The sequence below is a fragment of the Flavobacterium sp. HJ-32-4 genome, assembly GCF_022532105.1.
Taxonomy (GTDB): Bacteria; Bacteroidota; Bacteroidia; order Flavobacteriales; family Flavobacteriaceae; genus Flavobacterium.
The window spans coordinates 2,577,714-2,591,500 of record NZ_CP092832.1; the positions used below are offsets into that span (position 1 = coordinate 2,577,714).

The 13,787-nt window shown below is 52.2% G+C and carries 12 protein-coding genes; 3 read left to right on the forward strand and 9 right to left on the reverse strand.

The genetic code is table 11. From position 1 onward, the window contains the following. Nucleotides 1–223 precede the first annotated feature (223 nt). Nucleotides 224–1,684 carry a glycoside hydrolase family 130 protein gene (locus MKO97_RS10865; protein WP_241103246.1) on the forward strand — a complete coding sequence of 487 codons (1,461 nt, stop codon included), beginning with the start codon at nucleotides 224–226 and terminating at the stop codon, nucleotides 1,682–1,684. A 739-nt stretch (nucleotides 1,685–2,423) separates the two neighbouring features. Here the strand turns inward: MKO97_RS10865 and MKO97_RS10870 are convergent. The 8 genes from MKO97_RS10870 to MKO97_RS10905 all read right to left on the reverse strand — a co-directional run bounded on the left by MKO97_RS10870 (nucleotide 2,424) and on the right by MKO97_RS10905 (nucleotide 9,109). Beyond that, entirely contained in the window at nucleotides 2,424–2,564 is a 141-nt protein-coding gene (locus MKO97_RS10870; RefSeq protein ID WP_241103247.1) for a hypothetical protein, read from the reverse strand. Nucleotides 2,565–2,930: 366 nt separating this feature from the next. After that, nucleotides 2,931–3,692 carry an Asp/Glu racemase gene (locus MKO97_RS10875; RefSeq protein WP_305879414.1) on the reverse strand — a complete coding sequence of 254 codons (762 nt, stop codon included), beginning with the start codon at nucleotides 3,690–3,692 and terminating at the stop codon, nucleotides 2,931–2,933. Next, a complete protein-coding gene (locus tag MKO97_RS10880) occupies nucleotides 3,689–3,916 on the reverse strand; it encodes a hypothetical protein (protein ID WP_241103248.1) in 228 nt (75 codons plus the stop codon). The genes MKO97_RS10875 and MKO97_RS10880 overlap by 4 nt, the downstream gene beginning before the upstream one ends. Then, nucleotides 3,913–4,824 carry a fumarylacetoacetate hydrolase family protein gene (locus tag MKO97_RS10885; RefSeq protein WP_241103249.1) on the reverse strand — a complete coding sequence of 304 codons (912 nt, stop codon included), beginning with the start codon at nucleotides 4,822–4,824 and terminating at the stop codon, nucleotides 3,913–3,915. Before MKO97_RS10885 ends, MKO97_RS10880 begins: the two co-directional genes overlap by 4 nt. A gap of 31 nt (nucleotides 4,825–4,855) precedes the next feature. Beyond that, complete coding sequence (locus MKO97_RS10890) at nucleotides 4,856–5,032, reverse strand: hypothetical protein (RefSeq protein ID WP_241103250.1); 177 nt, start codon at nucleotides 5,030–5,032, stop codon at nucleotides 4,856–4,858. Further along, nucleotides 5,029–6,141 (reverse strand): cupin domain-containing protein, encoded by a 1,113-nt coding sequence (locus tag MKO97_RS10895; protein ID WP_241103251.1) that lies wholly within the window; start codon nucleotides 6,139–6,141, stop codon nucleotides 5,029–5,031. Before MKO97_RS10895 ends, MKO97_RS10890 begins: the two co-directional genes overlap by 4 nt. Nucleotides 6,142–6,433: 292 nt before the next feature. After that, the gene (locus tag MKO97_RS10900) at nucleotides 6,434–8,056 is read right to left on the reverse strand and encodes an aldehyde dehydrogenase family protein (RefSeq protein ID WP_241103252.1); all 1,623 of its coding nucleotides are present in this window, start codon (nucleotides 8,054–8,056) and stop codon (nucleotides 6,434–6,436) included. 3 nt (nucleotides 8,057–8,059) lie between these two features. Beyond that, nucleotides 8,060–9,109 (reverse strand): NAD(P)-dependent alcohol dehydrogenase, encoded by a 1,050-nt coding sequence (locus MKO97_RS10905; RefSeq protein WP_241103253.1) that lies wholly within the window; start codon nucleotides 9,107–9,109, stop codon nucleotides 8,060–8,062. Between the two features lie 130 nt (nucleotides 9,110–9,239). Between MKO97_RS10905 and MKO97_RS10910 the strand changes: the two genes are divergently transcribed. Together MKO97_RS10910 and MKO97_RS10915 are read left to right on the forward strand one after the other, a co-directional pair. After that, nucleotides 9,240–11,150: a DUF294 nucleotidyltransferase-like domain-containing protein gene (locus MKO97_RS10910; protein WP_241103254.1), complete on the forward strand. Its 1,911-nt coding sequence runs from the start codon at nucleotides 9,240–9,242 to the stop codon at nucleotides 11,148–11,150. After that, nucleotides 11,147–11,752 (forward strand): PolC-type DNA polymerase III, encoded by a 606-nt coding sequence (locus tag MKO97_RS10915; RefSeq protein WP_241103255.1) that lies wholly within the window; start codon nucleotides 11,147–11,149, stop codon nucleotides 11,750–11,752. The genes MKO97_RS10910 and MKO97_RS10915 overlap by 4 nt, the downstream gene beginning before the upstream one ends. A gap of 70 nt (nucleotides 11,753–11,822) precedes the next feature. On the opposite strand, the gene acs is transcribed toward MKO97_RS10915, so the two are convergent. Next, nucleotides 11,823–13,730, reverse strand: a complete 1,908-nt coding sequence (acs, locus tag MKO97_RS10920; RefSeq protein ID WP_241103256.1) for an acetate--CoA ligase — start codon at nucleotides 13,728–13,730, stop codon at nucleotides 11,823–11,825. Nucleotides 13,731–13,787 lie beyond the last annotated feature (57 nt).

The window sequence follows — 13,787 nt, forward strand, 5'->3', positions numbered from 1 at the left end:
TTAGAAGTTTTGCGTTTTGGGTTTTGAAACTTGACGTAAGTACATTCGTTATCAAATTTCTGGTTTGGAGGAATGTGTTGTGTTACACATTTATAAGCCTATACTTATAAAATAACCAACGGTATTTCGGAAGTGTTTAGGGAATACTAAAATTTCACGAATTGCGAAGTGTTTTTGGGGATTAAGTGGTACATTAGAAGAAAGCCCAAGTACCCATTTTTCCATGAGAATTTCCATCGTACGTAAAAACGTAAAGGTCAGTCCTGATTCACGGCGCGTCATCGCGCGCTTTTTCTTTAACGGCGAAGAACGGGCGGTGGCCCTGATCCAAAAAGTACTGGCGCTTCCGAAAGAGGAAGTGTTTCGGATTGTATCGCCCTTGCTGCAGGATTTTTCCCGTCGCCACCGTAACATTACCCATAAACTGTACCGTCATTGTGAGCGGGTGAAGCCGTATATCGAAATGGCCGGCGCGAAGCCCGACGCCCTTGATGAATTCACCCGTCTTTTGATCGGATCGTATTTCACACATGAATATTCGATTGAATCGGCGGCGTTTTTCAATCCATCCATCGTAGAAGATCCCGACCAGTATAACCTGGAGGAAGGCCAACTGCGCGTCATCATCAGTTTCCGCGCGGTGGGAGAGGGGCACGTATCTTCTGTGGTGTTCCGACGTGCGGTGATCGACCGGCATAACGATATACAGGTACAACCGGCCGGACTCTATATCGACGAAGCCGAACGGGTGCGCAATGCGGTCTACCAAAAGAAATTGTTTCTGAAGATTGGCGCGGATGAGGGCATCAACAACGAGTTCCTGGATGCGGTCGATAAAAACCTGGGGGAAACGTTTGATTACGACGCATTGAAAAAGATTGTCCTGGCGGAGAAAGCGGAAACGAATGACCCGCAGATACTCGCCCAATACAACCTTATACTCGCATTGTCGGATAGTTACCGCAAAATCACCTTCTCGCGCGACACCGACATCAGCGACCGCGTCATCTTTCCAATCTCCGATTTGGAAAGCAAAGGGATCGAAGACGCGCGGTTTGTCAAGTTTACCCGTGAAAACGGCGCCACGGTCTATTACGCCACGTACACAGCCTATGACGGCTACCACATCATGCCGAAGCTGCTGAAAACCTATGATTTCTATTCGTTTAAGACGAGTCCGCTCAACGGCGCCGGCGCCAAAAACAAAAACCTGGCGCTTTTTCCGCGTAAGATCCGTGGCAAATACTGCATGCTGTCGCGCATCGACGGCTGGAACAACTACATCATGTATTCCGACAACATCAACGTGTGGGAAGACCCCATCCGGATCCAAACCCCTGAGCATCCGTGGGAGTTCGTGCAGATGGGGAATTGCGGCTCGCCCATCGAAACGCCGGATGGATGGTTGGTCGTGACCCACGCTGTCGGCCCGATGCGCCGCTACACCATCGGTGCGGCCTTACTCGACCTGGAAAACCCCGAAATCGAGATCGGCCGACTCAACGACCCCTTGATCACTCCCAACCCTGACGAGCGCGAAGGCTATGTGCCGAACGTCGTTTATTCCTGCGGTTCGATCATCCATAATGGCGAACTGATCATTCCGTACGGCTTATCCGACCACAGTTCGTCGTTCGCGACGGTGAATTTGGAGGCGTTGATGGCGCGGTTGAAGGGGAATTAGCGAATGGGGGAATTAGCGAATTAGCGAATGGGATGTGTTCTTACGGGACGTGCAGGGGTCTGTTTGTAGTTTAAGGGTTTACTGATGAAGCAATTAGCGAATGGGATGCTTTCTCACGGGACGCGTAGGGGGCGGTTTGGAGTTTAAGTATTTACTAATGAAGGAATTAGCGAACGACGGAATTAGCGAATGGATGCGTTCTAACCGGACTTGAATGGTTTGGGGTTTAGGAAAGAACTTGCGGCAATAGAAGATAGCAGACCCGAGAGGTACTTAGCCGCTGCGGGGTGAAGTGGCATGATGGTGTACATGGGGAAACTTCAGCGAACTGTGTCAGTTTTCCCGCCTGTGACCGATTCGGTATTCATTCCTTTCAATAAACACATCTTTGTCTAATTAGTTTATTTTCTCATACGCCAATGAACCCATTTGCCAATTTGATAATTCCACCATTAACCCATTTTCCCATTCGCTAATTCTCGCTAGTTCTTCCACCAATCATTAGCGCTTATCCAGTTATTTTATTTTATCATACGCCAAAGAACCCATTCGCCAATTTGATAATTCCACCATTAACCCGTTTTCCCATTCGCTAATTCGCTAATTAAAAAAGCCCTCCAGTCTCAACCAAAGGGCTTTTTCGCATGGTGCCGAACACACATGCACTGCGGGCTGCTAACTTAACAGCGCTATAAGGTAACTGCTGTACTTCGTGACGTAATACTGCGCAGTCGTCACATTATTCCGGATCATTCTGAAGCGCATAGTACATTTCATTAGGGTCGTAGTCGAAATCGAAATCGAACTGATTGTCGTAGTCGGTGTCATCGTTGATGCGGATGATCTCCATGTCGTCTTCGTAGTTGAATGTGGCTTCCATTTGTAGTGGCTTTAGGTTGTGTCACAAAGTTGCCCAAAGTTAGGCGCGAACGCCTTACACCATTTTGGAGAATCGTTATATAATTCGAAGAAAAACGTTACGGAAATGTATTGGAAATGTAAATTTTGGGCGTTGCCCGTGTCGATAACGCATTGATTTCCATGCAACGCTTCGCTTTTCGCAGTTCGTTGGGAAATAACCGCAGGCACGGGCCTGGCCCTCCGCTATAGCCCTTTTACCTCAGGCGGCGCCGCATCGGCGCACCGCGGCTTCCGTTGGTCGCCCCGTTTGCCGGCGTCGCCAGGCCTTCGGTTGCAAGGGGCTGCCGCTGCGGTCCCTAACGCAAACCGCTACCGTGGCGTTTGATCAAAACCGGCCACTGAGCAGCGTACCGCCGATAGGTGCTTTGGCTTCGATGCCGAGTTTTTTCATCATTTCATAGGTGGTGCACACGGCGGCTGATGTAACCGGGAGACCCGTGGCTTGTTCCAACAGGTCAATCGCCTCTAACGACGGCATCTGCACACAGGCCGAGGCGACCAATACGTCAACGCCGGTCAGGTCAAGACGTTTGTAGATTTCGAGGAGGTTCATCGGATTCTGGGCCGCGACTTCCAGATTATCGGGGATTTCAAGGGCGATGGAGTCGACGACCTCAAACCCCTGGTGTTCGATATAATCGACCACGAGGTCGGTGAGGGGGCGCATATAGGGCGTGATGACGGCCACTTTTTTGGCGCCGAGGGTTGTAAGTCCATTGATGAGCGCACCGGCGCTGGTTACAATTGGAGTAGGGAAGCCGTTCGCCACGGTTTCCTGGTGGAGGTTGACCTCCGACACGCAATGGTAGCCGCGGCCCATGCTCATGATGGCGACCAGACAGGCGTAGCCCATCACGTCGACGTGGGCGTCAGAGAGCTCGAGGGCACATTTGAGGCTCATGGCGTCCATGGCTTCGAGTTCTTCTTTGGTGACTTTCTTCATGCGCATCCGGCTGGAGTGGAAGGTGAAGCGCTCAGGTAACACGGTCTCCCGCGCGCGAAAAATCGCCGGGATCTCGGTTTCCATGGTGACGTTCGAAGAGGGCACGATCTGCCCGATGCGGTATTTTTTAGGTGCTGTATTCACGGTTGTTCTTTCTTTTTTGTAAAATCGAAGCGGGCAAAGATATTGATCAGGCCGAGAAGAAGGGCTGTTCCGAAGGAAATCTGTAATGATTGTAGGAACGCCAAAGTAAAGCTGAAGTTCTCTTCACTTAGGCCCATAATCAGCGTAAACACCATCAGGCCGAAAAAAAGCCCAAGGCCAACCGCAGAAAAGACCATCCAGAAATAATACCAGCTATTTTTCACCTTCCTAACTCTTTGATTGTATTGGTGATAGTACCAATTCCTTCCACCGTGGCTTCCACCACGTCACCATGCCACATCCATTCCTGTGGGTCGCGGCCGGCGCCGACTCCGGCAGGTGTTCCCGTGGCAATGATGTCGCCGGGTTCGAGGGTGAAGACGGTGCTCAGGTCTTCGATCAGGTCGGCAATGCGGAACAGCATGAATTTGGTGTTGGAACGTTGTTTCTCGACACCGTTCACCGTCAGCCACAGGTTCAGGTTGTGCGGATCGGGAATTTCGTCTTTTGTTACCAGCACGGGCCCCATAGGCGCGAAGGTATCCTGGCCTTTCGATACGATCCATTGCCCGGCGCGACGGCAGTCACGGGCGGAAATATCGTTGATGACGGTGTAGCCAAACACGTGGTCGAGGGCCTGGTCTTTCGGAATGTATTTACCGCCTTTCCCAATGACGACGGCCAATTCGACTTCCCAATCCAATTGTTGGGTGAGTTTTGGGTTGTGTATAATAAAGGTGTTGGTGCCGGTCACCGCCGTGGGTGGCTTGGAAAAAATCACCGGTTGTTGCGGCAATTCTTTTGAGGTATCAAGGGTGCGGGCACTTTCGGCCACGTGTTCGGTGTAGTTCAACCCGATACCGATGATATTCTTACGCGGACGTGGGATAGGGGCGAGCAGCGTGACTTCCGCCAAGGGCACAGCCATCGCGGCCAGCTGGTTCTCGTTGAGTTCTTTTCGGGCCGCGGCAATGGAAGCCAACATTTCCGGACCGCCGTCGATGATCTCGAGCAGGGTAGACGGAAACGGGGTTCCCAGTTTGTTGCCGAGTGATTCGAGCGATATCACGATGTCGGTTTCTACAAGGCCGACGTGGGTTTTGGACTGGAGTTGGAAAGTGGAGAATTTCATGAGTTAGGAGTTGGGAGGGAGGAGTTACGAGTTAGTGGTCAGTAGTCGGTAGTTGAAGCTGGGTATACGGCCTAGCCCCGATGGGAGCGGCAGCCCCTGATGACGGAAGGCTGGCCTTGCCGGGCTGTGGGCGCGACCAACGGAAGCGTTCGCAGACCGCTGCAGGGCCGCCTGATCGGCGAAGGGCTATAGCGGACAGCGGGATCATGCTTCCAAAATCTGGTAACCGTCGTTTTCCGGATAGGCTTTTTCCTGGTAGAGTCCGAGGGCCTCGATGGTGGGTAAATCGTTGAACGAGAACAGGCAGGCGTCTTCCGAATCAGACAGGTTGACGTGTTCGTGGTACGTCCATGACGGAACGCAGAAGATGTCGCGTTCGCGCCAGTCGAAGCGTTTGCCGCCGATGATCGAATAGCCGTGGCCTTTGGCGCATTGGTAGACGAATGAGCCGGTGTGTTTGTGGGCTTTGGTGTGTTCGCCAGCGCGCAGTAACTGCATGGTAGCGCCCATGGTTTGCATGACGTGGCCGCCGGTGAGTGGGTTGGTATAGCGCATGATGATGCCGTCGAAAGGCGATCCTTCGTTGACTTCAGCGGCTTTGAGCAATGCGGGATATACGTCTTTCCACGCGTATTTAAAGAGCGGTGAATACGGCTTGTCCCACACATGTTGCGAGGGTACGATGCCGGCTCCGGAGTAGCTCATCGGCAGGTAATTAACCGGTGCCACGAGGGGTTGTTTGCCATCGAAAACCGCGTAATCATTGGCTTCGAGGGCATTTACGAGCGGAATGTCGAGTCCGTCCTGCCAAATGCAGGTTTTGCCGCCTTCCTCCACACCGTGTTCGTGCCAAGCCGAATTGGGCGTGATGACGAAGTCGTTGACTTCCAGCATGATTTTGTGTCCGTCTACCACGGTATAACCGCGTTCGCCCTCCATAATGAACCGCAGGGCCGATGCGCGGTGGCGGTGGGCCGACGTGCTTTCGCCGGGGCGCGTGACCTGGATGCCGGTGTAGAGCCAGCCGACGGCTGCGCTGACATCGCGGCGTTTGTCGTTGACGAGGTATACGACGCGGCGGCCGGCTTGTTCGGGCGTTACGAGTTCGGATGATTTGAGCACGAGCTCGCGTAGATCGCTGTATTTCCAAAGCATCGGAATTGACGACGTGCGCGGTTCCCAGGGTTCGATGTCGTTGGCGACCGTCCAGAGAGCGCCGGCGCCGAGCGTTTCGAGTTCGCGGTAATACGCTTCGAGTTCTGGAGTGTCGGTGACGCGGGCACGGCCGAGGACGTCGTCGGAATGTTGTGTATCCATTTAGAGAGTCAAACCTTTGGCCAGACGGCCGGATTAATCGATGCTAAATTTAGTTATTGTCGGGAAATTATATCGTTGTCGTGGTGGGTAAAATTAGTTCGTGAATTAAAAGAAAGGACTCTGATCGTCATTTTTCGGTCAATCGTGTAGATTTCGATATACAGCCCCGGATGTCGTTGAAACCTTGAAAAACGTGGAATTCCGCGGTATTTTGGAATCTCTTATCAAACTATAATTTATATTATGTAAAATAGAATTTTTCAAAACAGGGAACGGTATGCTCCCTGTCGTATTAGAAAATAAACTTTGTGCTGAGGAAATTGGACCCGTCACCGTCCACTACTTCGTTGATGAGTTTGGTGTTGGTGTCGTTCATTTTGAAGGCCACCAATGAACGGATCGAAAATGATCGTATCGCGTCGGTAACTGACAACGTTCCTTCGGCGCTGTCTTTGCGTCCGGTAAACGGAAACACGTCGGGTCCGCGCTGCGCCTGGCTGTTGACGTTGACGCGGCTGACGATGTTGACCAGCGGATCAATCATCTGGCCGAGTTCCGTGGCGTCGTTTGTAAACACGCTTACCTGTTGTCCGTATTTCGCATCAATCAGGTACTGCAGTACTTCTTCCCAGTCGTCGTATGGAACGACCGGCACAATCGGCCCGAATTGTTCTTCATGGTACAGCCGCATGTCGCTGTTGACCGGATAAACCACGGCCGGATAATAAAACGATTCCTGTGAGCGACCGCCGTTTTCATTGACGACTTTGGCGCCTTTTTCGATGGCATCGGCCACACAATCGTTGAGATAGTCGATTTTTTCGGCCTCCGGCAACGGCGTGAACATCACATCCGGTTCCCATGGCAGGCCAAACTTGCAGGCAGCGATGGCGGCGCTGAAGGCTGCGAGAAACTCGTCGGCCTTGCTGCGGTGCACCCACACGATCTTAAGCGCCGTGCAGCGTTGTCCGTTAAACGACAGGCTTCCGGCCAGTATCTCCTTCACTGCCAATGACATATCGACGTTTCCGGTGACGATGGCGGCGTTTTTCGCGTCGAGTCCGAGTACCGCCCGCAAACGGTTCACTTTCGGGTGTTGCTTCTTCAGTTCGTTTGCTACCTTACTTGATCCGATGAGCGTCAACACATTGATTTTCCCCGAGTGCATCAACCCCGGTATGATATCGCTGCCGCGACCGTAAAGGAAATTGATGACGCCTTTGGGGAAACTTTCCAGGAACGCTTCCTGCAATGGATAATGTAGTAAGGTACCATATTTCGGCGGTTTGAATAACAAGGTATTCCCCATTATCAATGCGGGAATCAATGTTGTAAACGTTTCATTTAGAGGGTAATTGTATGGTCCCATACAAAGTACCACTCCAAGTGGCGAACGCCGTATCTGTGCCCCCACGCCTTCCGTTATTTCAAATCCCGAAGCCTCGCGGTCGAGGTTTTTCAGGGCGTCGATGGTGGCGTAAATGTAGGCAACCGTCCGGTCGAATTCCTTGGTAGCATCGGCATGTGATTTCCCGATTTCCCACATGATGAGTTTGACGGTTTCCTCCTTCTTCTGGATCATCTTCCGGGTGAAGGTTTCGACACAGGCAATGCGGTTTTCGACGCTGCGGGTCGGCCAGTCTCCCCTGCCGTCGTTCCAGGCGGCCACGGCGGCTTCGAGTGCCTGTGCGGCTTCGGCCTCCGTGCAAACAGGATAACTTCCTATTTTCTTCTTTTGCAGTCCTTTATCAGTTTTTATATAAACCGGTGATAGCACATCCTGGAACGGCCCGTCCCACTTGCGCATGGTTCCGTCTAAAAGGAAATACTCCTGTCGCACTTCGTCGATCCGGAAGGCTTCCGGGATCTCATTCTCTGCGATAAATAGCGAGGCAAGCCGTTCGTTGAAGTCCATGTCTTATTGTTTTAAAGAAGCCATATCAATCACAAAGCGGTATTTCACGTCGCTGCGCACCATACGTTCATAGGCCTCGTTGATATAGTCCATGTTGATGAGTTCGATATCCGACACTATGCCGTGTTCCGCACAATAGTCGAGCATTTCCTGGGTTTCCGCGATACCGCCGATCATACTTCCCATAATCTTACGGCGTTTTGGCACGAGCAAAAACGACGGGATGTGGGCCGGTTCCGATGGTAATCCAAGAATCACCAGGGTGCCCCCTTTCCGCAACAGCGCTACATAGGCGGCGTGGTCGTGGTTGGCGGCCACCGTATCGATGATGACGTCGAACGTATTGGCGAGTGCCGCCATTTTAGCCGGATCGCTCGTCAACGCAAAATGGTGGGCGCCGAGCGACCGGGCGTCCGCTTCTTTTGAAGGTGAACCGCTGAGCATGGTGACTTCTGCCCCGAACGAAGCGGCGAATTTCACGGCCATGTGCCCGAGTCCGCCGAGTCCCAACACCCCTACTTTATGCCCTTTTCCTACCTTTAAGTAGCGAAGTGGCGAATAGGTCGTGACGCCGGCACACAACAGCGGTGCTACGGCTTTGAGGTCGAGTTTGTCAGAGACTTTTACCACATACTCCTCGTCTACCTGGATCGCAGTTGAATAGCCCCCGTACGTCGGTGCGCCAGTGCCTCTTTGAAGGCTATTGTAGGTAAAGGTCGGGCCTTCGTCGCAGTATTGCTCCTCTCCTGCCTTACAGCTCGAACATTGGCGACACGAATCGACGAAACAACCGACACCGGCGAGGTCGCCTGCGCGGAATTTGGTAACGGCAGCGCCGACTTCCGTAATGCGTCCGACAATTTCGTGGCCAGGCACCAAAGGATAGATGGCGGGGCCCCAGTCGCCTTTGGCGGTATGTAAATCAGAGTGGCACACGCCACTATATAGGATATCGATTCGTACCTGATGGGGTTTCAGTTCGCCGCGGTCGAGTTCAAACGGGCGTAATGGCGTTTGGGCGTCGTAGGCGGCATATGCTTTTACAAGTGTCATGATAATGGGTTTTAGGTGCCCTAAGGTACGCAAATGCCCGCGCACTTCCCAAGAATTTACCGTCTTGTTATTCGCGGTTTCCTATTGCGCCTACCGTTTTATTTGCGTACTTTTAGACCTTTCCCACCATATGAAAAACAGCGTTGCCGAACGGATAGCCGATTTCCTCGGAGCCTATCCGCCCTTCAACTACCTTACCCACGACGAGCTGCTGCGCGTCGCCGCGGATGTGCGCGTATTGAGTCTCGAAAAGAACAAGATGATTTTCCAGATCAACGATGCGTTGCATGCCTATTTCTATGTAGTGGCGTCAGGCGTGATCAATCTTTTTACCATTTCGGATGCGGAGGAAACACTCCTGAACCGCTGCGAGCCCGGCGATATTCTAGGCCTGCGCCCGTTTTTTGCCAAGAATAATTATATGATGACGGCGAAGGCGCGCGAGGAAAGCATCGTCTACGCCATTCCCATCGATTCGTTTCGCCCGTTTGCCCTGACGAATGCGGAGGTCTTGGACTTCCTGCTGCAGAGTTTCGCCAGCACGGCGCGCGGAACGGTTACGGCGGGAAAAGGAAAACTGCTGAATGACAGTGTGCAACTGACGGATGGCACGACCGAAATCCAGTTCTTCCAATCGCTCGATTACAATCGGACGCCGCTATTGGTCTCACCCGGACATCCGGTGCAACAGGTGGCGCAGCAAATGACGGATAACCTGACGGGCTGCGCGATCGTGCAGGAAAAGAACATGCCGTTGGGATGGATCACCGATGCGGACATACGCGCTAAAATCGCTACCGGACGGTTTCCCGCCACGACGGAAGTCCGAAATATCATGGCCTCAAACGTCATTACCGTACCCGAGAACCTGTCGCTGGCGGAAGCCCAATTAGCGATGCTCCGGCACAACGTCTCGTTTCTTTGTGTGACGATTGACGGTTCCGAACGTTCGCCGATACGGGGCGTGGTGTCGCAACATGACCTGATTGCCGCTCAGGCGAACAACCCGGGTGTGCTGATCAAAGAGATCAAACGCGCGGCAGCCCCTTCCGAACTGAAAGAACTTCGGGAAAAACTGGCGGATTTCATACGGATTTCCATCGACAATAAAATCCCGTTGTCGCATATCAGCAATATTGCCGGCGAGGTGAATATCGCGTTGGTGAAACGGGCGATCGATTTGGCCGTCCTGGATTTTGGCTCCCCTCCTGCCCGATTCTCATGGCTGATTGTCGGTAGCCAGGGCCGGAAGGAACAGTTGCTGCTCACCGACCAGGACAGCTTTTTGGTTTTTGAGGATGTGGCGCCGGAGAAATACAAAGAAGTCAAAGATTACTTCCTTCGTCTCGCAAAGCGTACCGACCAGATTTTAGAGGAAGTAGGATACGCGCCGTCACCGGATGGTATCGTGGCGGGTAATCCGTTGTGGTGCCGTTCGCTCTCCGACTGGCTCCAGCAATACGAAGAATGGATGACGAATCCGGGTTCAAAAGCCGAATCAAGCCATGCCATCTTCTTCGATTACGAACTGGCGTATGGCGAAACCTCATTGGAAGAAGCGCTTACGGAAGTCATTTTCCGTCATACGAAAAACAAGAAATTCCTTGCACTGCTCGCGACGGAAGCGTTGAAACGGCCGTTGCCATTGAGCTTTTTCAAGAATTTTATTGTAGAGGAAGAAGGTCCGCATAAAGATTTGTTCGATATCAAAAACCGCGGACTGCTGATCTACGCCGATATGGCGCGGGTGTTGTCGCTGAGCCTTAATATCAAAGGCATCAACAATACCTTTGCCCGTTTCCGCCAATTGGCGATGACGGAATCCAAGTACACCGATGCCTACCAGAATGCGGCGGAGGCTTTCCAGACCTTACAGAAATTCCGTGCGGTCAATGGCTTACGCAACGGCACGAACGGGCAGTTTATCTCGATTGAGGAGCTGTCGAAAAACGATCGCGAACGGTTGAAAAACTGCTTCCTTCCGTTGAAAGACCTTGAAGAAATCCTGAAACACAAGTTCCAGCTTACGTATTTTTCATGATGCTCGACTGGCTTAAGAATATCAACAAAGATTATCCTGACTTCTGGCGGGCGTACTTGTCGAAATTCGATGAGAAGCCGACCCGTATCGTGGCGCTCAGTACCAAAACTACGGGCACCGATTACAAGAAAGATGTGATTGTCTCCATCGGTGCGGTGGCCATTGAAGGCGACCAGGTGTTGATAGGCGATAATTTCGAAGTAGTGCTGTTGCAATACGTCTTTAACCACGACAATGGCCTGTCGAACGAATTCATCGTCGAGAGCCAGTTACCGAAACTCGTGGAACCGCAGGCCATACAGCAATTTATTGAATACCTCGAGAATGCGACGTTGGTCGGCCACCGGGTCGATTTCGATGTGGAGATGCTGAACGAAGCGTTGGACCGCATCCATGCCGGGCGACTCAAGAACGAAGCGCTGGATATAGAAGTCATGTACCGCAAATGGAAAGACCTTAACGACGGTCGCCATTTCGGACTCGACGATATTTGTGCGGAGTTTAAGATTCCGGTATCCGAACGGGTATCCGCCGCGGAAGATGCGTATGCGGTGGCCCTGCTTTTCCTGAAACTCAAATCGCGTTTACAGCTTAAAATCTGAGTGCGATTCCTTCCCATAAAAAAAGGCGGTCACTTTCGTAGCCGCCTTTTCCGTTTGTAAATGGTTATGGTTAGATGCGTTCGTCCTTGATCTCGTCAACGATCTCGGGATTGAGCAGTGTGGACGTGTCTCCAAAGCTGGAGAAATCCCCTTCCGCTATTTTCCGTAAGATGCGACGCATGATCTTGCCCGAACGTGTTTTCGGCAACCCGGATACGAATTGGATCTTGTCGAGTTTGGCAATAGGCCCGACGTGATCCGAAATCATCTGGTTGATTTCTTTGCGAAGGTTGTCCTGGTTACGGCTCTCCCCTGTTTCTTTGAGGATAACATACCCATACAACGCATTTCCTTTTATGTCATGAGGGAATCCGACGATCGCCGATTCCGCCACAGCCGGGTGTTCGTTGATGGCGTCTTCGATCGGTGCGGTTCCGAGGTTGTGTCCGGATACGATGATCACATCGTCTACCCGTCCGGTGATGCGGTAGTACCCGACTTCATCGCGCAACGCACCGTCACCGGTGAAGTATTTCCCAGGGAAGGCCGAAAAATACGTCTCCTTAAACCGTTGGTGGTCACCCCAAATGGTGCGTGCCATCGACGGCCACGGGAATTTGATACACAGGCTTCCGGTTACGGAATTCCCTTCGATTTCATTGCGCAGTTCGTCCATCAGTACCGGCTGTATACCCGGCAACGGCAGGGAGGCATACGTCGGTTTGGTCGGCGTGACAAAGGCGATCGGCGAAATCATGATACCGCCTGTTTCGGTTTGCCACCAGGTATCGACGAGCGGACAGCGTTTTCCTCCGACGTGGTCGTTGTACCAATTCCATGCCTCTTCGTTGATGGGTTCGCCTACCGAACCGATCACGCGTAAGCTCTTGAGAGGGAAGGGTTGTACGTATTCGAGGTTTTCTTTTGCAAGCGATCGGATGGCGGTCGGCGCGGTGTAGAAATGCGTGATTTTGTGTTTTTCGATGACGTGCCAGAAGCGGCTGAAATCGGGATACGACGGTACACCTTCGAAGATAACAGTCGTGGCGCCGTTGAGCAGGGGTCCGTATAAGATATACGAGTGCCCGGTAATCCATCCGATGTCGGCCGTACACCAGAAAATATCATTCTCTTCGTAGGAAAAGACGTTTTTAAAGGTATACGCAGTGTAAACCATATAGCCGGCCGTCGTGTGTAACATGCCTTTCGGCTTACCGGTCGAACCGGATGTGTACAGGATGAACAGCGGGTCTTCGGCATCCATAATCTCTGCTACGTTGTTACCTATAGCTTCGTCCATTAGCGGTTCGAGCCATTGGTCGCGGCCTTCCTTCATCTTGACCGGTGTGTTCGTGCGCTTTACCACCAGTGTGGTTTCGACCGTCGGACACTTTTCGAGGGCTTCGTCGATAATACCTTTCAGGTCAATCGTTTTTTCACCCCGAAAGCCGCCATCGGAAGTGATGACCATCCGGGCTTCGCAGTCGTTGATACGGGAGGCCACGGCAGAAGCCGAAAATCCGGCGAAAATGACCGAGTGGATGGCACCGATCCGGGCGCAGGCCAATACAGCATACGCCAATTCGGGAATCATCGGCAAATAAATACATACCCGATCGCCTTTCTTAATACCGCAATCGCGCAGAATATTGGCCAGTTTCGCTACCTGCACATACAACTCATTATAGGTAATGTGCTGCGCCGGTTCGTCGGGATTGTTCGGTTCGAAAATAATCGCGGTTTTGTCGCCGCGCCGCGCCAGATGCCGGTCGATACAGTTCTTGACGATATTGACTTTCGCACCGGTAAACCACTCGAAACGGGCTTCCTGCATGTCAAAGTCGACGACCTTTTCCCATGGCTGGTACCAGTTAAAGTTTTCCTGTGCGATACGTCCCCAAAATTTGCGGGGCTCGCGAACCGATTTGTTGTAGTGTTTGAAATACTGTTCGAGGTTGGGTATTTTATAGTAGCTCATGGCCGCTGGTGTTTTGGTTGGTTATGGACGCAATGTAGTAAATATGCCCGCCCATCG

Excerpts from the sequence above, each read along its gene's own strand:
- MKO97_RS10865 (WP_241103246.1), top strand. The coding sequence starts at position 224 with ATGAGAATTTCCATCGTACGTAAAAACGTAAAGGTCAGTCCTGATTCA.
- MKO97_RS10870 (WP_241103247.1), bottom strand. The coding sequence starts at position 2,564 with ATGGAAGCCACATTCAACTACGAAGACGACATGGAGATCATCCGCATC.
- MKO97_RS10885 (WP_241103249.1), bottom strand. The coding sequence starts at position 4,824 with ATGAAATTCTCCACTTTCCAACTCCAGTCCAAAACCCACGTCGGCCTT.
- MKO97_RS10890 (WP_241103250.1), bottom strand. The coding sequence starts at position 5,032 with ATGATCCCGCTGTCCGCTATAGCCCTTCGCCGATCAGGCGGCCCTGCA.
- MKO97_RS10895 (WP_241103251.1), bottom strand. The coding sequence starts at position 6,141 with ATGGATACACAACATTCCGACGACGTCCTCGGCCGTGCCCGCGTCACC.
- MKO97_RS10900 (WP_241103252.1), bottom strand. The coding sequence starts at position 8,056 with ATGGACTTCAACGAACGGCTTGCCTCGCTATTTATCGCAGAGAATGAG.
- MKO97_RS10905 (WP_241103253.1), bottom strand. The coding sequence starts at position 9,109 with ATGACACTTGTAAAAGCATATGCCGCCTACGACGCCCAAACGCCATTA.
- MKO97_RS10910 (WP_241103254.1), top strand. The coding sequence starts at position 9,240 with ATGAAAAACAGCGTTGCCGAACGGATAGCCGATTTCCTCGGAGCCTAT.
- MKO97_RS10915 (WP_241103255.1), top strand. The coding sequence starts at position 11,147 with ATGATGCTCGACTGGCTTAAGAATATCAACAAAGATTATCCTGACTTC.
- acs (WP_241103256.1), bottom strand. The coding sequence starts at position 13,730 with ATGAGCTACTATAAAATACCCAACCTCGAACAGTATTTCAAACACTAC.